This is a genomic window from Vibrio sp. 10N.286.48.C11 (assembly GCF_041469805.1).
GTDB lineage: Bacteria > Pseudomonadota > Gammaproteobacteria > Enterobacterales > Vibrionaceae > Vibrio > Vibrio crassostreae_C.
In genome coordinates this window covers 24,861-42,328 of sequence record NZ_JBFRLK010000037.1, presented here as the reverse complement: position 1 = coordinate 42,328, position 17,468 = coordinate 24,861, and the positions used below count along the sequence as shown (strand labels likewise).

Sequence of the window (17,468 nt, the reverse complement as noted above, 5' to 3'; positions counted from 1 at the left end):
TGAAGTCGGGTGGTCTTACTTCTTCAATCTCTTATTGAACGCTGGGAAGGAAAGGGGAGGAACTGAATACGAACGTTTCAATACACCCTTATCTGACCTTTTCGTTCAACCATTGAGCGAAATCGGTACAAATCATCAACCTTTCCAAATGTGGAATCCTCACTTATTTTATTGGCTCTGTTTTCCATTTGTGAATGGTTATAACCTAGTTTTCGTAGAAAAGAGAATCGAATAAGCCGTGAGCGCGGCGCTTTATAACGAATGAAAACTAGGTACAAGCATGAACGAAAACTTTTATAGATACGCGATTTACACTGTTTTTTCAGCGGCAGCATTGTTCTCCGCTTTTTTAGTCACCTCAGATAATGTTTCCCCCTTCACCACTCAAGCGACTTTGTATCGTAACGTAGCGACCATTGCGCCAGAAGTGTCCCGCGTAATTACCGACGTCATGGTTAGTAATGGCGAGTTGGTTGAAAAAGGTCAGCCATTATTTGCTATCGATGCCAGTAGCTACCAATTGAAAGTGGCACAAGCGAAAGCCGAACTGCATCAAGCGCGTGACTCTGATTCAGCAAAATGGCAGCAAGTACAGCGTTGGTGGTGACTGAGGTATTTTCACAGCATCCGTTTGTGGTGTGGACCATCAGCCTGTTCTTCTTCGACTTTATGCGTCGTCGAGCCACTACGCCAGCGAAGAAAGGTAAAATGTTGATGCCAACCTTCAACTGGATTTTGATTGTGGTGTTTGCTCAGCATACCACCATGGATATGCCGATGCGTATTCATGAAATTTTGGTATCCATGTTGATTACCATGGTAGTAGCAAAAACCATGGTGGCTCTGTTCCCTGTTGAGCAAGGAAACAAGCCTCCTGTATTTAAAGAACTGCCTGTCACATTTGAGAGCAGAGCAATTTCACTCGCGTTGATTAGTCTTGGTTTGGCATTCTTGATGATTGTCGACATTATCTCTGCAACGTTCTGCATGGTGCCAGTGATTGCTGCTGCAACCCAAACCACACACAAAAGCTTTATCGACGTGGTTGACCGCCGTTTTCAAACTCAAGTGGGCGGCTGTGCATTCGCCGTGGTGTTCACCTTGTTGATGGCAGGGCATCAATCTACATTCGGTTACTACACCATAGTGTTGGGTTTATTTGCCTTTATGATCACCGCATCAATGGCCAAAGCGAAAGGTTCAGCCAGAGACATTCATGCCGATGCGTTATTGGCGACTATGCTGCCGATTCAGTTGTACATGACCAGTAGCAATTTAGGGTTGGAAAGTACCTTCCTACGCGCTTGGGAGCTGACTGTGACTTTGTTTGTGCTGTGGGCTTTGTGTCATTTTGTTCGTAAGCCTAATGGTGAAGAGCCGGCACTCGTTCGCTAATAATCAAATCCGGCCAACCGATTATGGTCTGATTTGATTGCGCCTTTCATAAAATTAAAAAATGCTTTTACTTTGGCTGAATCTTCTAAATCTTTATGAGTCATCATCCATAGGTCTGTATTTTGGTGCATCACTTCCATATCTACTCTTTGCAGAGTTCCCTTACTGTTACCTAAAAAGCAGGGTAAGTAGGCTAACCCCATCTGATTTTCAGCCGCGATGATCAGGGGCTCAAAAGAGTCGGCTTTCATGACAATTTTGTCTTCCGAAATCAGTTCAGAAACCTGTAGCGAAGCACTGCCTCTATGCATCATTAACCAAGATGCAGACTTTAAGGGGTGCTTACTCTTAAGGCCATTTATATATTCTGGCGATCCGTAAACACCAAAGGCAATTTTACTTAACTTGGTCCCAACTAAATGGGCTGGCAACTCATTTGCCGGGCGAATCGCGATATCTGCATCTAGGTGTGAAATATCCAATTGACGAGATGTGAGGCTGAGTTCTAACTGAATTTTTGGATAAAGCCGATGAAAAGCAGCCAAATGAGTACCCAGAATGAGGCGAGATAACGCATCGGTCGTCGTTATTCTTAGCGTACCTTCTAGCTTCAATTCCTGTCCAAAAACCTTGTGCTCCAATTCTCTTACTGTGGATTCGATAGCGAGAGCTGACTCCAGAAGCTTTTGCCCTTCAACCGTTAGTTTGTATCCGGTAGGAAGTTTATGGAAAATTCGTAATTTGTGACGATACTCAAAGGTGTCAATACGACGTAAAACGGTGCTGTGGTTTACACCAAGTGCTCTTGCCGCGGCCGACAGGGATCCTTCATTCGCCACTGTTAGAACATATTGCAGGTCATCCCATCTTATGTTGTGCATTTGCGCATATCCAACGTGTTCAATTAGTGAGTTTACCAAAAATTTAGCACAGCTATAGTTATCTCAACAAGGCAACAAACAGAACTGAAGTTCAAAGCATGCACTGATGGCACTTTTAATCTCCCACGCATTGAGCTTCAAAATTGACAATCAGGAGAAAGAAAATGTTAAAGAAAAATCTACTTATCGGTCTAGCGAGTCTTCTGGCTTTCTTTCAATTCACTCCAGCCCTTGCAGATGAAACAAAAGCAGTCGATTCAGCAAAGACACTAGAAACGGCTCAAGCATTCTTATGGGCGGCAGGCTCAGGTGATATGGCAAAACTCGAGTCATTAATGGCCGATGATTTTGTCTGGCACAACGAAGGTGACGCCGACATCCCTTGGATCGGTAACTGGGAGTCAAAAGAAAAAGTGCTCAACACTTTCTTTCCTCTATTTGGCGCAGGTTTGAAAGTCACAAGCTGGTCAACAGACTATAGTTTTGTAAACGGCGACCAAGCAGTATTCATGGGCAGCATGAGTGCCATTGCGAATGAATCTGGTGTAGACACGGGTAAATTCAGCTGGGCGGTTCGAGTTCAGGTTGAAGATGGCAAAGTGAAGAGTTGGAACTGGTTTGAGGATAGCTACGCAGTATCTAAAGCTTATCACGCCAAACAGTAACCACAGTGACCAATTAGGTTGTAAAGGCTCGATATGCTGTAGACGTATATCGAGCTTAACTTGGTTTTGAATAGCGACGCGAAGAGCCTATTATTTAACAATCCGACAGTTAAAAGGACACCTGAGACAATCTAGTTCTGAGTTTCAGTGTACGAGCCAAATAACGTACTTTGGCACTATTAAGTTTGGAGAAACTATCTATGAGCAATAAGCTAGCGAATGCGACTAATCTGTATATGGAAGGTATCCGAGATGGTCATGCATTAGAGGCGGTAACGAAGTACACCGGTCAACGTTATACTCAACATAGCACTGGGGTTCGCAACGGTATTGATGGTTTTGTTGAGTTCTTCGAACCGTTCTTAAAACGCTGCCCTGTTAGAGACATAAAGATCATACGCTCAATCGTAGATGGCCAATTCGTGTTTGTTCAAGCATTCCAAGATATTAATAATGGCGAATATAAGTGGGTGACTACGGATCTATTCGATACCGATAATGACGATAAAATTATTGAACATTGGGATGTGATTTCTGCCTTCGAAGCTCAACCGACGGAAGGGGAAGGTCGACTGCAAGGGCCAATCAATCATACTGACTTAGATAAAACAGAGGAGAATAAGAACCTTATCCGTGATTTTTTATGTGATGTCATGGTACTAGGGCAGAAAGACAAGCTATCAAAGTATCTCCAGCACGAAGAGCTAGCCGTTTATCAAGCCTCAGATGTGAGCCCTTTAGATAGCTATATTGGTGGCTATGACCAAGTGTTCAAGATTGTCGGTCAAGGTAACTTCGTAGCAGCTTACAGCCGAGTTATTGATAATGGTCTCGAGGTTGCGCGTTTTGATCTATTCCGAGTTGAGGGAGGTCAAATTAAAGAGATATGGGTAAACCAAGAGCCCGTGCCACCAAAAGCAGAATGGGTAAATGGCGGGAAGTTCTAGAGTCGCTTTAAGGGAGTTACGCCAATAATGCTATCGCTAAAACAAACCGAAAAAGCGCATCTTTGCTAACCTTACTGGTTGTGTGTGTTTAACCTCTTGAATCTTAGCCAACATGTTTTGTGATGGAAGAGTATTTACACTGTTTTACAACTCGCCTTAACGCTCAACAATGCAATCGCGCCCTTGAGATTTTGCGTCGTAGAGGGCGTTATCCGCTCTTTTAATTAATGAATTCCAGTCATCGTTTATGAGGGCTTGAGTCACTCCAATGCTGACAGTATACGTGCCAGAAGAGAGCTCTTGATTGGAGTTGTGTTTTGCGTGGTTTCTTATTCTTTCAGCTATCTGCATTGCTTGAACTTTATTCGCTCTAGGTAGCATGACAACAAACTCTTCTCCACCATAGCGAAAACAGAAATCGCTTGTGCGGCATGTATCTTCAAGAATTTGACCAAAGTACTTAATCACATCATCTCCCTTGTCATGACCATAGGTATCATTAATTTTTTTGAAGTGATCTAGGTCGGCAATCAGTACAGAAATGTCACTCTCTCGGCCTGGTTGAACAAGCTTGGGTATCAGTTCTGCTAGGCCTCTACGGTTATAAAGGCCGGTTTGTTCATCAGTGATCGATGAACGATAGGTCTGCTTAAACAAACGATCAGTTAAGATCCAAAACACTGAAAATGCGAGGCTAACAATTGTGATTGTCATGATAACGAAAGACAATTTATGAATATCTGATATCAGGTAATAGTTCGAATTCGTTCCTTTGGTATGAGCAAGTACGCCCCTAATTGCCATATAGAGAATGTTGATAAACAGGGTCAGATTCAACAGACACTTTGCTTCTCTGTTATCGTGCTTTTCCCCTGAATAGTTTGCACAGAGGGCTAAGATACATATCGTCACAACGAGAATACTTCGAGCCTCGATCCTAGAAGTTACAGAAGGCGCAATTAGGGCGCTATAAAGGAAGAAGCTAATGCCAAGGGAGCTAATGATGATTGATATTACGAGAAAAGATCGACTTGCTCCGCGTAACACGGTTATACTGACGAGTAACAAACCAAAAGCCGTTGCGTATGCACCATTGGAAAGAAAAACAGTGGATTCTGAAGATTGAGTAACGCCGAACGAAAGCGGGGGTAACACTGGCTCCTAACAGCCAAGCAGCATAAGCAATATAATTTACCCCTAACGTGGTGCCTGCGAGTATATATTTATGCGTTAACAACATAGCACTCGCAACCGTAGCTGCTAACAAAGAGGTATATATAGCTAAGGTGTGTACATCCATGAAATCACCAACAACGTAAAAATGAACTCTCTCAATTCAGTATTGCGCAATTTGTATTATGAATGTTTAGTAGTTAATCATTATTAAACTACATACTGATGCAGATCAATTTTTGCTCAGGTGCATTTGTAAGCGTAGGGCAAGGTGCGAGTTATTCAGGAGCCTAACCTTAGCTTTGTTATACCTTTATTTTAAATTCTCTAAGCCCGATGTATCGACGCCTTTTAAGGTGTCTTTTGCTACTTCATCTAAATCCGTCGTTGTCGATTTTTGAGGATAACTAGCAGCGGCACCTTTACCGATCGCTGTTGCTTCTGCTTGTAGCTTTTTCCCCTCAGACTCACCCGCGATCCAGCCTTGCTTGTAGTCACTGTCTGATTCAAAACGCTTTCCATCTTTTATGTAGTTTTCGAAGCTATTGCCGCTTTCTTGCATGCCGCTATGCCTACCGTCATGAAAACCTTGTATGTAAGAGGTGTTGTGACCACTCTCAATCAAAGCACTATCACTTGTTCCGCATCCGGACAAAAGAAAAACCAATAAGATTAAAAACAGTTTATTCATACTCAAAGCCTCGGAACTCAGTCGTCTAAATGATAAGAATAGACCAAGATCATCTCGCAAAGGCATAACAGCGCTCTAGGCGGGAAAGCTTGTTTGAGAATCATGATATTCAAAACTTGAGAGAGTAGAGTTACTACTGCCTTATTAGATGTTTAAAGATAGCAAATCACTGGTCGGAAATTTGCTATCAAATACAGAGTGAATATCCGTTGTGTATATTGGTAAGTTCAAGAATTAAGACGAGTTGACTTATTGCTTATTTGAACGGTTAGCAATAAAACTCAATACCACGACTGCAACACTAAAGCCCACAACACCCGTCCAACCCGCACGTTCAAATGCCTGAATTCCCACAAATGAACCAAACGCACCACCGAGATAGTAGCCAAGCATATAAATACCGTTGATACGACTTTGAGCTTGTGGGTCAATTGAGAATACGCGTACTTGGTTCGATACTTGAGCGCTAAATACCCCAAGGTCGATGAGAATGATACCGACGATCAATCCAGTCAATGTGTCAGCGAAAAGACCCGATATAACAAAACCAGCAGTAATAATAACTAACGCCATGCTGATCATGTTTCGAGAGCCAAACTTGCTCACCAGTGACCCTGAAACTTTTGCTCCAATCACCCCAGCAAGTGCAATAACACCAAACATTCCTGCCTGTTGTGCATTGTAGTTAAACGGAGATTCACTGACATGCAGAGCTAACGTCGCCCACAGCGCATTGAACGAAGCAAACCAAAGCGCGCCAGTTAAAGCGGAAGTACGCAGTGTCGCATGCTGCTTGATTAACGTGGCCATGCTCGCAACCAGTTTAAGGTAAGGTATTTTCGTTGTCGGCGTGTTCGTCGGTAAAAAGGCATACAGCAACACACCAAAGACCATCGCAATAATTGCTGACATCATAAATACCGCGCGCCACCCAAACTGCTCACCGATGAACCCACTGAGTTTACGCGAAAGCAAGATGCCCACAGTTAGGCCTGTCATTAATGTGCCAATGACTTTTCCTTTCGTTTCTGGAGTACTTAGTGACGCTGCAAATGGAATCAGCTGCTGAGTGATGTTGGCACTTAAACCAATCGCAAAACACGCAACAACCAGAGCCACTAAGCTAGATGCAGTAAACGCGACAAAAGATGACAACACCAACATGACAGACAAGATCGCTATTAGGCGTCTGCGGGGTAACGTGTCTCCTAAGGGCGATAAGAATAGCAATGCCACGGCATAACCAATCTGACCGGCAGCTGGCACTGCGCCAAGCTGTTCGCTTGTTAACCCTAGCTCTGCGCCGATCTTAGGTAAGATGGGTTGGTTATAATAAAGGTTTGCAGCAGTTGCCGAGACTGCGCTCGACATCAGTAATAAACGTCCTGTGCTCAACACTTCTGTAGTCAATTTTGACATGGTGACACCTTAACTTTGGTTCATCGTTTTAATGAATGATTTCGATGAGCTAAGTCTTAGGTTAGCGATTGAATAACAAAAATAACCATTTGATTTAAATTCTATACGAATCTGGTATAGATAACTTTCTAAGCCATGTTTTGTTGAATCGCCTCAATTTCACTCTGTACGACAGCAACAAAGACACTGGCTGTAGGGGATAGAGTATGCGAATGGTGTGTCATCACTAATGGCATTTGTACGTCCACAGATTCAAGATTAACAAATACACATCCCTCACTGCGTAAATCACGAATTGCATGCGGTGCGATAGATACACCTAAGCCAGAAGAGACTTGGGTTAACACGGTTTGCATGTTGTTGGGTTGTTTTTTTATATTTGGAGAGAATCCAGATAGGTCACATTGAGTAATGATGGAGTCAAATAATCCTACCGCTTGTTCACGTTCAAATAAGATGAAAGGGTCTTGCTGCAGTTGTTTCATTTGAATGGTGGAGTATTTAGCCAACTCGTGGGTGACGGGCAAAACAGCAACAAGCTTATCTGTATAAATCGTCACCGAGGTGTAATCATCAACAAGCAGGTTCGGCAGTGGGCGAGAGAAGCTAATATCGATCTCTCGTTTGTCCAGAGCTTCGATCTGTTCAGAAGCCGTCATCTCAACAAGATCAACATCAATATTGGGGTTTTCAGCAATATACTGTCGAACTAAACGAGGCAAAAAGCTCAGAGTTGCGCCTCCAAGATAACCAATAGTTAAAGTACCAATACAACCAGAAGAAGCTCGAATCGCGGACTGTTTTGCTTGTTCCGTTTGTTCGATGAGTCTAATCGCATCTTTAAGTAAGTGCTGCCCTGCGGCACTAATGACGACTTCGCGAGATGTACGGAAAAATAGGCTCACTCCAAGTTCGTGTTCAAGGCTTGTGATATGGCGGCTAATGGCAGGTTGAACGGTATTTAACTCTTTTGCAGCTTTTGAAAAACTGCAATGTGTCGCGACAGCCACAAAGCTTTTTAGTACTTTGATTTCCATATAGCCTCAATATAAACCTAGGTGATAAAAAAGCGCTAACTTGCGCCTATATTGCTTTTATTATCAATCACAAAGACCTTGCTAGCAAACCTTAGGGTAATAACGTTTGCAAGGCTCTGGTCACTTGTGAGAGTGGGGCGATAATCCTACGTATTCAGCTTTCAAGCTTTCTGTTTTCTAGATAATTCTTTTTCAAACTTTTAGTTTTCGAGCTCTTCGTTTTCGAGATTGCGCCGAACTAAATCGTGCATTTGTTTTACAGTCATCAGTGCTAACCAGGTAATTTCTTCTACTGAACGTTGACCCGTTGTGGAAGTTGGGTTGTGGGCTTCAATCACAGATTGATAAATTGAATCGCCGCAAGCCTCTTCTATTGGCATAGCTCTATATAGTTTGGTTTATTTGAAAGCTAATCTATGAGGTTTAAGACAGTAAGATAGGGTTCAAAAATAGACAGCTTGGTAGTTGATGGAATCAGTACAGAACGAGATTCGACTTAATCCTATCTTCTCGCTGCGATTGTATTCATTGATCGAGTGGTCAAAGCCATAGGCTGTCGACGGGGCCATATATTGAGTTATGCCTTGCTGTGTCGCTGTTATTTCATCATGGCCATGACCGCAGAACACGTCACGAACGCGATATTTTCGAAGCACTTTCATCACATCAGTATCGTTCTCTAGGCGGATCGCTTTCATCCAATCTGCACCGACTGGAATGACAGGGTGGTGAACAACCACGATAGGATCATTGGCCTTTCTCAATTGTTGTTTTAGCTGAGCCATGCCGCGGTTATCAATACGCCCTGAACCAAGTGGGTGGCGGCTGTCTAGCGGCTTGAAGCTTGAGTCTAGGAACACAAACTCTCGTTCACCGATGGTGGCTTTGTCGGTGACATAAATCGTCGAGCCTTTTAGCTCTGTGCGCATTAAGCGAGAGTCATCATGATTACCCGCAATCACGTAAATGGATTGGTCGCTAATGTGTTGCCTAATGAATGCCTCTAATCGAACGTAGTCGCCAGACTTTGGGTTACAACAAATATCACCAGTCAGAAAGATGGTCTTGCATGCCGTATCTTTGTTGACGTATTCCAGTGCTCTGCGCAGGTTCTCATAGCTGGATTCATCGGAAAGGTGGCAATCACTGATTTGGTACACGGTATTCATTGTTATTGTCCGGTAATTCGATACGTAGAATTAAAAGTGATAGAAAAATGCCTGCTAAATCAGCAGGCATTTATTGGTGTTATTTCGCTTTTGATGCGGCGTGGTGTTCAATCATGAAGGCAATAGCTTCATCGTTTAAACAAGATTTACTCACATATTGGCGCTGTTTACCGATATGCAGGATAAAACCAAGATCGGTCTGCTCAAGTTGGTCGATGTCACTCCATGCGATGGTGTTGGTCGCTTTGTGGTTTTTGTAACTTACTCCGTTAGCGTCACCTTGAAAGACGATTTTGCTGCCTGCGCCTGAGCTGATTTTTTGTCGCCATAACCACCAGGTTCTTTTGCAGTACACACTGAATGCTTCAATCACACTCAAAACAATAAAGAACCAGCCAACATAGCCGTTAGGTAATAGTTCAAATTCCAGTAGAACCACACCAAAAATAAGAAACAGTATTCCTTTTAAGTAGGCTTTTGGAAATTGAGTCGGAAGGCTAGTTTGATCATAACACTCCGCGAAAAACGTCTTGTCGAGTTTGTATTCTGTAGTGAAACCGGGTTCTTTAGACATGTGAGGCTACTTTAATGCTTCTTGTTAATGGGCTTTCTTTGAATTGGTATTTCATGCTGCGATCTAGCAACTCCAGCATTGTATCGCTTCTCAGCACTTTTCTTTAGCGGTTTTATGTCTCTTTTGTAAATCAATAATACCGTCAAGGTTTGCTCTTGTTAGTACAATATCTTGATGCTCTCGGATTGGCAGAGAAAACCCAAGCAGCTGGTGGCTATTGATTGGATAAAACTCGATTAAATAGCATCCCAGTAGCATGAGTTCTTGTCGCTTGTGCTGCTGAATTTGTCTGCTAGAAAATCAATTACGACCCTGACTTTTGCCGCCAGATTATCAGTATCAAGATAAAGGGCGCTGATCGATTGTTGCTCTAAACTGGTCGAAACTTGGTAACCGTCCAGTAAAGGGACAAGTAAACCACTCTTCAATTCTTTCCCAATTAACCAAGTAGGAAAGACGACAATTCCACTTCCACCGACCGCACTCGCGACCAACGTTTCTGCATTGTTGCTGTAGAGTGATCCTGAAACTTCATACGGCTCTAATTTATCTTCACCAATAAACCAGCGTTGAAGACCATTTGGTCCCTTAAACACTAAACAGTTATGTTGTTTGAGTTCTTCTGGCGTAGTTAAGGTGCCATAAGATTTGAGGTAGTTTGGACTTGCAGCCATGACATAGCGCTGCTTAGCAAAACGTTTCATCCTTAAAGAAGAATCTTGCGGTACACCAATGCGGATCAGTAAGTCGATAGATTCAGCAGCGGGGTTTACAAATGCATCCGTCTGCTGGACTTCCACCTTGAGAAGTGGATACCTTTCTAACAGTTCCGCGAGATATGGCGCGATGTGGAGTCGACCAAAGGCAACCGGCGCGCTTATTCTGACGGTGCCACGAGGCGTGTCTGCACGCTGTTCAATGCGTTCGACAACCGATTCATACTGATTGATGATTTCGGTGCAATGCTTGTTAAATGCCACACCTTCATCAGTAAGAGAAATTGAGCGTGTATGACGATGTAAAAGTTTGGTTCCGACTTTCTCCTCGAGCTGCGCCATTTTGCGAGACACCGACGATGGTGTCATGTCTTGGCGACGTGCCACTTCAGAAAAGTTGCCAAATTGGGTGGTCATCAAGAACAGTTTTATTTCCAATAAAGAGACATCGTAATTCACAAGCTTTCTCCTACTTTTATTAGTCAAAGATTACGTTCTAAACATAAAAAAAGGCAAGCTAATAGTTAGCTTGCCTGAAGGTTCATTTATTATGCGGTGAGAATATTCTCAGTAACAATAAAGTGTGCATCCTCGCTGAAAGATTGGAACTGCTCGACAATCTTCTGCATCTCTTGAGTTTGAATATCGTTAAGAAATGCCTCTTCAGAATCAATCTGAATAATCTCAAAGTAATCCCATGGTAACGGCTTATCTTGACCAAACATGCTGATGCCTTTGAAGACCTCGAACGATGAAACACTACTGAGTTTGTTTACCGTCGGTAGATCTGACTCTTTGGCCCATTTAAGATATTGAGTTTCATCCGTGGTTGATTTTAGGTTAAAGAACACGATGATGGTTTTAGCTGACATGCAATGTTTCCTTGGTAAGGTGAGTCGTAATATTGTCTTTTGCTAACGGTGCTTCTAATTCGGTTTGTATTTGCCGATTGGCGATATAAATACAGACCAAGGCGCACGCAATGCAGACCATGGCAGCAATACGCCAATAATTCAGTTCAATGGGCGTATTCCCAAGCCAGCCTTGAGTATCGATTATCAGGCTCATGATCATCTGGCCTAAAATGGTAGCCACTGTGGCAATCGCGACACCCACCTTTGGCACTGCCGCTACCATGACGATCATGTAAAAGATGCCAAATAGTGCGCCTGCGAGTTGCCATTTAGGTACCGATAACAGAGTTGCGTCGTAACTTGGTTCAAAGAAGAAAATCAGTAACCCCGTGATAACGGTTCCCATACTAAAGGTCAGCAGGGAGCTTTCAATCACACCAACTTTTGCCCCCAGTTGACCATTAATCGCCGCTTGAGCACTCAATGCCATGCCTGATGCAATGGCGAGTAAAATAATCAGCGTCATGATTGTCCTCCTAAATAGACAAAACAGAGAGCGAGGAATATGAACCCCAAACCAAGCAAACGCAGTGGGTTAGTCGCTTGCTTTGGCATTGCAAACCAGCCGAAGTAATCAATCGCAAAACTCTTAGTGATTTGACCAAACAGGACGCAAACCATCGTCATTGCGACCCCTAAAATTGGCGTCGCTAATGTAAGAACGACCACGTAGATAGGCCCCAGTAAACCACCGATAAGCTGCCATTTTGGAATGGTGTTCCAAGCTTTGAATTGTCCATTCGGTGTGAAGTGACGAATCATCCAAAGCAACGCAGTACCAACGCCAAAGATGCTCAAGGTGGCCCATAAATGGCCAACTTGTTTACCTAAAGGGCCAAGTAAGCCTGCTTCGAAAGACAAGCCCATACCCGCGATCACAATCATCACGATAAAAATAATGTTCATCGTGGGTCAAACAACGCAACAGAAGCACGGTTTGCATTAGCTTTATTTGCATAAGCTTTGCCGTTTGGATAAGACACAAGTTCTAATTGCATCCCCCAAGGTGCCATGAAGTAAACCCAAGATTCTCCTGCCGTAGGGCCTTCAGTCATGGTGGTTGGTTCTCCGAGGACTGTGATGCCTTGGTCTTTTAGATACGCTACCGCGGCATCCATATCCTCAACGTAGAGAGCAAGGTGGTGACCTCCAATGTCGGCGTTATTTGGTGCTGTTTTGTTTCTTTCTACTGCGTCTGAGTATTCAAAGAGCTCTAAGTTAATCCCTTTCGCGTTCATCACTGCGATCTTGGTGATTTCTGCACGTGGATTAACGTTTAAATGATCTTTCATCCAGTCATCATCGGACGCGAATGGTCCAAACTCATACGCCAGTTCAAAGTCAAAATGCTCCCGGAAGAAAGCGATAGCTTCATCTAAATTCGGTACCGTGAAACCGATATGGTCTGGTTTTTGTAGCCCTGGAATAGCCATTAGAAATCTCCTCGTTCATGACGAATTTTGTTGAGTGCGCCCATCGTCGTCGCCCCTTTGTTAAAGCCAGTGTATGCCGATGCAAATACGATTAACTCTTCAAGCTCTGCATAGGTCGCACCTTGTTTAAGTGCCATATCAACGTGAGCGCCAAATGGATTACCTTCGCCCGTTACGTTGAGCGCCATTTGGTCAATCGCAAGGCTAATGAGCGCTTTGGTTTTCTGGTCAATTAACGGCATGCCCCATGCTTCACCAGCAACACGTACTGTCATGTCGCCCCATACTGGGTTGATTGATTTGAGGCCCTCAATCAGTGCTTGATCATCCAGCACTGCATTCTGATATTTCTTAGTCATATTCAACTTTCTCACTTATATCAATTTGGTTCGCCGCAGCGGATGAAGGGGATTATAGAGATCGATGAAATTTGAAAAACCAGCGGAATGGAATAGGACTTATGCGGAATCTGCACAGACGTGTTGAGAACAGGAAAAGAGGCTAAGGCGAGAAAGTGGAGAAGAGGGGAAATGGAAGGCACCTACACAATGACTAACATTCTTTTCACGCGCTACACCACATTATCAAGGTGGTGAAAATAGCCATAAAAGCTGAGGAGAAAACAATGAAACAGTTAATTTTATGTGGTGCTTTGGCCTCTGTTAGTACATTTAGTGTTTCAACCTATGCGGCTCAAGGCACAGAGATAGTCAGTAAAGAACAAGCGATTAAAGCGGCACTGTTATCTTTGGATGTCGAGGTACTTGGGATTCGTCATGACGAGCCTGACAATCAATGGGATGTGTTTGTTACGCGTGATGGTAAAGCTTATGAGATCGAAGTTGATGCGCTAACTGCACAAATTGTGGCGATTGAAGAAGAAAGCCTTGCTGAAGTGCAAGCTGAACTGTCCGGAGAATTATCCCATGACGGCGTTACTGGTGACGTGGATAAGTGATTCTAGAAGACCATTTACATTCATAAGATAAAACTAAGGCCTCGCGTTTGCGAGGCCTTGATGTATGCGGTACGAGTGAAAAGAACCTGAGTTTAATTGCTACTCGGTTGTGCGCTACATAGTGAATACAGGGGACATGCCGCTGTCTTGACCGTTCATCAATAACAAGCCAATCAACACAAGCAAAATACCGCCAAAGAGTTGCAAGTAGTGACCTGCGGCTTTTAATGAGGCGTTGCTGTTCTTGTTGCCCGCTGCCAAGTAGCGTTTCACTAAGTGTTTGCCTGTTAGCGTCATCATTGCAATTAAAGAGGTTGTTAGTGCTGTGCCTATGGCCATCGCAAAGGCACTCAATACGCCCATCCAATATAGGCCAACCATGTTTGCGAAAAGCAGTACCATGATGGCTCCGGTGCACGGTCTTACGCCAATCGTCACTATAATTCCAGCATATTCTCGGAGCGTTGAGGCTTTGTTGATTGCGTCTGCATCGGCTACATGCTGGTGGCCGCACCCACAGTCGGCATGAGAATGATCTGCATGAGTGTTAGCTGCGGCTTGCATTGTGCTAGTAGCGTCGATTATCGGAGAAGGGGCTGATATTGATGAACGAAGTGCCATTGGCGCACGCGTTGAAATTGTCGCAGCTGTGTCTGTTGCGAGTGTAGTGATGGCTTTCACTTTCAGCTTAGGCTTACGCATAGCGGTGTAGATGTTTTTCAAAGCCTTCCAACATATAAGTGCGCCGACGACCGCGACTAAGGCAAAGCTTAATGAAACAAACATATTCGCTTTGTCATTCACTACTCGCATGGAAGCACTAAAGCCCCACAGCAACACGCTTACTAGTAAGATTGCGACCAATGCTTGTAAAAAAGCGGAGACGACCGTAAGCACTAAACTCGCCTTGGCTTTGGTTGGGTGAGTCGCTAAGTAAGTCGACACGATAACTTTGCCGTGCCCAGGCCCCAAAGAATGAAGCATGCCATAGATAAAGCTGAACCCGATAAGGCAACTGCCTGCGCCCCAAGGGTTGGATTTAGCTTCATAGAGCAGGTCTGCAAGTTCTGAATTGACTTCTCTTTGCCATTGAATGCTAGAGATAACTAACGATGGCCACATGGACCACAGTTGATACGCACCAATAGCAATAAGCACGAACGCGCCAGCACCAATGAGGTAGTGATTGATTTTGGATTGATTTTTCTTCATTTAACAAGAACCTATATCTGAAATCTTTCTGTTAATTAGTTGCCATGCTTAATCAGCTAGACGCTGACTTAAAGGCTGAAACGAACCACTGCGACTAAGAAGCGGGAACCGCCGCACAATGAAGCTCAACCGATTGTGTAAACAGTTGGCCTAGCGTGTTATCTGGATCTGCATCGACAGGTAAAGACATTGCATAACTCATTTGCTCTGGCGTCGGGTTAGGCTCGATTAATTCTAAATGGCATTGTCTTGCTAGTTTAGGTGACAATGTCACGTCGCTGTTGGATAGCCACGACATGTCGACAAAGTAACTAGGGTCAAAAATCAATACGCGAAGCGAGTTTCGTGTCACAGGCTTAGGTTTAGAAAGTGGTAGGTCAAATGTTAGAACCATCTTGGCTTTATCACGCTCAAACTTTGCGTTCTCAACCACCTGATATTTGATGGGCTCTTCACCATCATAAAAGTACGTGAAGTAGTGCTCGTACATCATGTTTTCGATTACAGACGCAGCGAGCTTTTTGAATGTTTCAGTTTCTGTATCGGCAGAGACGTCTTCTCCATCCAACATGTACATCGAGGTCATTGCATCAAAAGACCACTCCATAGAGAGACCTGTGATCATGCCATTCTCTCCCTCAATATGAGTTTTCATCTCTATCCAAGAGTGAGGGTGGGCATATAGATTTGGCGCAAAACACAATAATGCTAGGCCAACAGTCAAGCCCTTGAGAGAGCGAAAGCATGTCGAGAAACGGCTTACATAGCGTGTGGAGAGGCGATTGATGACATCGATTAGAATAAATGGCTGTTTCATGAGAAATGATGGTAATTTAGTGTGATGTTATATTATAACAACTCGATGCGTTGTTCACTTCAAATTATAAGCTTGTTTACATTGAAGCCGACTGCAATTCTTGATTTTCAATCCAACCTATTTTTCCTATAAACATCTTTGATTGGTCCCTAATTCGACATTATTCAGACTAGTGTGTGACGTTGAATAGTCGATTAAGCTCTCGGTTGTGCGAGGCCTTTTTGTAATGGGTTTGAGCTTGGCTCTTGATAACAGGCATTAACAACGCAAAAAATACCCCCAGTAAAAATACTACCCCCTAGTATATATGGTTATTTGAAAGGTAACTGAGATAGGCTGAAGATGACGGTAAGTTTGGGTGCTTGTGATCTTCGTTATCGATCCAGTAAATCTTATTTTTCACATGATAGTTATTGGCATATGCCAATAATGGGGCGTATGCTGAACTCCTGATCATCAATAACAGGAAGTTACTATGTTATACGCAGTACCTTGTCGCGACCTTCATGTTGGCAACCACTTTGCTCGTTCCCCACAGATCGCGATTGTCGATGAACAACGACAGATAAAACAGATTGTTCCTTTGATTGACTCCGACACCTCTTGCAATAAAAAGAAGCAATGGATTTCGGTTCTCCGTTCTTACGATGTGAAATCTGTGGTGGTTCGTTATATTGGTAAGAAGATGCTAGCGCACTTGTTCAATAACGATATTCGAGTCTTGGCATCGACAGGTAAGGCAGAAATCGGGGCTTTGGATTTCGACAATCTACGGGAAGTGACCGATCTCGATTATGGTCGCGAGCCGAGAAATAGTGGGTGTGGCAATAAAACGTGCGGCGAAAACGGGCACAAAAAACAAGCTTCGATTCTAATGGTACAGCCTAATCAGCTAGGTGCTATTCGAGGGTTCCGACAATGACCTTTTTGTTGACGCTATTGGGGTTTGTCGGAGTCGTTACATTGATGGCGATAGGCGTGATTTTTTCGCGCAAGCCAATCAAAGGCAGCTGTGGAGGATTGGCGCAGTTAGATATTGAGCGTGAATGCAATTGCAAGGATGTGTGTGAAGGGCAAAGCAAAAAGCTGTATCAGATTACTGAGCCATCAAGCTAAGTATCGAAGTAAGCATCAGAGTTCTCGCTCACTGAGTTAAATAACTTCTGGCTAACACGTTAATTAACTACTTTGAATCACCAACGCGTGACCATTGACGATGCACTTGGCGACTTTAGCTCGTGCACGCTTGATAATGTTGCCGAACGTTTGGCGAGACACCTGCATTTGTTCAGCGGCTTCAAGCTGGCTCAGGCCTTCTTGATCAGCCAAGCGCAAGGCTTCGAGCTCTTCCAATAGCAATTCTTCTTTATGAAGCTCGTCCATAGGAACACCATTGGGCTTAAAACAAGAGTAAGCCGTACGGGTACACAACTGGCGATGTTTTTTTGGTCGAGCCATATCAATCTC

At 43.7% G+C, this 17,468-nt stretch carries 21 protein-coding genes and 2 pseudogenes; 7 read left to right on the top strand and 16 right to left on the bottom strand.

The genetic code is table 11. The features are described from left to right. Positions 1 to 280: 280 nt before the first annotated feature. Together AB4209_RS10270 and AB4209_RS10265 are read left to right on the top strand one after the other, a co-directional pair. Positions 281 to 592, top strand: a pseudogene (locus AB4209_RS10270) (biotin/lipoyl-binding protein); the annotation flags it as partial. Beyond that, positions 580 to 1,395, top strand: a pseudogene (locus tag AB4209_RS10265) (DUF2955 domain-containing protein); the annotation flags it as partial. The pseudogenes AB4209_RS10270 and AB4209_RS10265, both read left to right, overlap by 13 nt. Here AB4209_RS10265 and AB4209_RS10260 read toward each other — a convergent pair. Then, positions 1,392 to 2,276, bottom strand: coding sequence for a LysR family transcriptional regulator (locus tag AB4209_RS10260; RefSeq protein WP_017059087.1), 885 nt, complete (start codon positions 2,274 to 2,276; stop codon positions 1,392 to 1,394). The pseudogene AB4209_RS10265 and the gene AB4209_RS10260 overlap by 4 nt on opposite strands. A gap of 164 nt (positions 2,277 to 2,440) precedes the next feature. Here AB4209_RS10260 and AB4209_RS10255 point away from each other — a divergent pair, with 164 nt between their 5' ends. Both AB4209_RS10255 and AB4209_RS10250 read left to right on the top strand, forming a co-directional pair. Then, positions 2,441 to 2,941: a nuclear transport factor 2 family protein gene (locus tag AB4209_RS10255; protein WP_017059088.1), complete on the top strand. Its 501-nt coding sequence runs from the start codon at positions 2,441 to 2,443 to the stop codon at positions 2,939 to 2,941. Between the two features lie 200 nt (positions 2,942 to 3,141). Further along, positions 3,142 to 3,888: a nuclear transport factor 2 family protein gene (locus AB4209_RS10250; protein WP_017059089.1), complete on the top strand. Its 747-nt coding sequence runs from the start codon at positions 3,142 to 3,144 to the stop codon at positions 3,886 to 3,888. Positions 3,889 to 4,044: 156 nt separating this feature from the next. Here the strand turns inward: AB4209_RS10250 and AB4209_RS10245 are convergent, their stop codons facing one another. From AB4209_RS10245 to AB4209_RS10190, 12 genes are all read right to left on the bottom strand, one after another. After that, the gene (locus tag AB4209_RS10245; RefSeq protein WP_137001848.1) at positions 4,045 to 5,043 is read right to left on the bottom strand and encodes a GGDEF domain-containing protein; all 999 of its coding nucleotides are present in this window, start codon (positions 5,041 to 5,043) and stop codon (positions 4,045 to 4,047) included. Between the two features lie 331 nt (positions 5,044 to 5,374). Then, on the bottom strand, positions 5,375 to 5,752 hold the full coding sequence (locus AB4209_RS10240) for a hypothetical protein (RefSeq protein ID WP_240798951.1): 378 nt from the start codon (positions 5,750 to 5,752) through the stop codon (positions 5,375 to 5,377). Between the two features lie 249 nt (positions 5,753 to 6,001). Then, positions 6,002 to 7,171: an MFS transporter gene (locus tag AB4209_RS10235; protein ID WP_372055757.1), complete on the bottom strand. Its 1,170-nt coding sequence runs from the start codon at positions 7,169 to 7,171 to the stop codon at positions 6,002 to 6,004. A gap of 128 nt (positions 7,172 to 7,299) precedes the next feature. Further along, the gene (locus AB4209_RS10230; protein ID WP_102333226.1) at positions 7,300 to 8,208 is read right to left on the bottom strand and encodes a LysR family transcriptional regulator; all 909 of its coding nucleotides are present in this window, start codon (positions 8,206 to 8,208) and stop codon (positions 7,300 to 7,302) included. A gap of 443 nt (positions 8,209 to 8,651) precedes the next feature. Further along, positions 8,652 to 9,377 carry a metallophosphoesterase gene (locus AB4209_RS10225; RefSeq protein ID WP_029235480.1) on the bottom strand — a complete coding sequence of 242 codons (726 nt, stop codon included), beginning with the start codon at positions 9,375 to 9,377 and terminating at the stop codon, positions 8,652 to 8,654. A gap of 79 nt (positions 9,378 to 9,456) precedes the next feature. Then, complete coding sequence (locus AB4209_RS10220) at positions 9,457 to 9,951, bottom strand: YcxB family protein (protein ID WP_017059097.1); 495 nt, start codon at positions 9,949 to 9,951, stop codon at positions 9,457 to 9,459. Positions 9,952 to 10,187: 236 nt separating this feature from the next. Next, positions 10,188 to 11,126, bottom strand: a complete 939-nt coding sequence (locus tag AB4209_RS10215; protein WP_017072042.1) for a LysR family transcriptional regulator — start codon at positions 11,124 to 11,126, stop codon at positions 10,188 to 10,190. 89 nt (positions 11,127 to 11,215) lie between these two features. Continuing rightward, entirely contained in the window at positions 11,216 to 11,539 is a 324-nt protein-coding gene (locus AB4209_RS10210) for a hypothetical protein (RefSeq protein ID WP_017072041.1), read from the bottom strand. Then, a complete protein-coding gene (locus tag AB4209_RS10205) occupies positions 11,529 to 12,047 on the bottom strand; it encodes a DMT family transporter (protein ID WP_017072040.1) in 519 nt (172 codons plus the stop codon). The genes AB4209_RS10210 and AB4209_RS10205 overlap by 11 nt, the downstream gene beginning before the upstream one ends. After that, positions 12,044 to 12,487, bottom strand: coding sequence for a DMT family transporter (locus AB4209_RS10200; protein ID WP_065676946.1), 444 nt, complete (start codon positions 12,485 to 12,487; stop codon positions 12,044 to 12,046). The genes AB4209_RS10205 and AB4209_RS10200 overlap by 4 nt, the downstream gene beginning before the upstream one ends. Continuing rightward, the gene (locus tag AB4209_RS10195; protein WP_372055754.1) at positions 12,484 to 13,014 is read right to left on the bottom strand and encodes a VOC family protein; all 531 of its coding nucleotides are present in this window, start codon (positions 13,012 to 13,014) and stop codon (positions 12,484 to 12,486) included. Before AB4209_RS10195 ends, AB4209_RS10200 begins: the two co-directional genes overlap by 4 nt. Then, positions 13,014 to 13,373: a carboxymuconolactone decarboxylase family protein gene (locus tag AB4209_RS10190; protein ID WP_017072037.1), complete on the bottom strand. Its 360-nt coding sequence runs from the start codon at positions 13,371 to 13,373 to the stop codon at positions 13,014 to 13,016. Before AB4209_RS10190 ends, AB4209_RS10195 begins: the two co-directional genes overlap by 1 nt. 266 nt (positions 13,374 to 13,639) lie before the next feature. Between AB4209_RS10190 and AB4209_RS10185 the strand changes: the two genes are divergently transcribed. Next, a complete protein-coding gene (locus AB4209_RS10185; protein ID WP_372055752.1) occupies positions 13,640 to 13,972 on the top strand; it encodes a PepSY domain-containing protein in 333 nt (110 codons plus the stop codon). 114 nt (positions 13,973 to 14,086) lie between these two features. Here the strand turns inward: AB4209_RS10185 and AB4209_RS10180 are convergent, their stop codons facing one another. Together AB4209_RS10180 and AB4209_RS10175 are read right to left on the bottom strand one after the other, a co-directional pair. Continuing rightward, on the bottom strand, positions 14,087 to 15,184 hold the full coding sequence (locus AB4209_RS10180) for a nickel/cobalt transporter (RefSeq protein WP_372055750.1): 1,098 nt from the start codon (positions 15,182 to 15,184) through the stop codon (positions 14,087 to 14,089). Between the two features lie 94 nt (positions 15,185 to 15,278). Then, the gene (locus tag AB4209_RS10175) at positions 15,279 to 16,001 is read right to left on the bottom strand and encodes a DUF1007 family protein (RefSeq protein WP_372055748.1); all 723 of its coding nucleotides are present in this window, start codon (positions 15,999 to 16,001) and stop codon (positions 15,279 to 15,281) included. 475 nt (positions 16,002 to 16,476) lie between these two features. Between AB4209_RS10175 and AB4209_RS10170 the strand changes: the two genes are divergently transcribed. Next, on the top strand, positions 16,477 to 16,923 hold the full coding sequence (locus AB4209_RS10170) for a NifB/NifX family molybdenum-iron cluster-binding protein (protein ID WP_017059102.1): 447 nt from the start codon (positions 16,477 to 16,479) through the stop codon (positions 16,921 to 16,923). After that, a complete protein-coding gene (gene nqrM / locus AB4209_RS10165; RefSeq protein ID WP_017059103.1) occupies positions 16,920 to 17,117 on the top strand; it encodes a (Na+)-NQR maturation NqrM in 198 nt (65 codons plus the stop codon). The genes AB4209_RS10170 and nqrM overlap by 4 nt, the downstream gene beginning before the upstream one ends. Before the next feature lie 63 nt (positions 17,118 to 17,180). Here the strand turns inward: nqrM and AB4209_RS10160 are convergent, their stop codons facing one another. After that, positions 17,181 to 17,459, bottom strand: a complete 279-nt coding sequence (locus tag AB4209_RS10160; protein WP_029235478.1) for a DUF134 domain-containing protein — start codon at positions 17,457 to 17,459, stop codon at positions 17,181 to 17,183. Positions 17,460 to 17,468 lie beyond the last annotated feature (9 nt).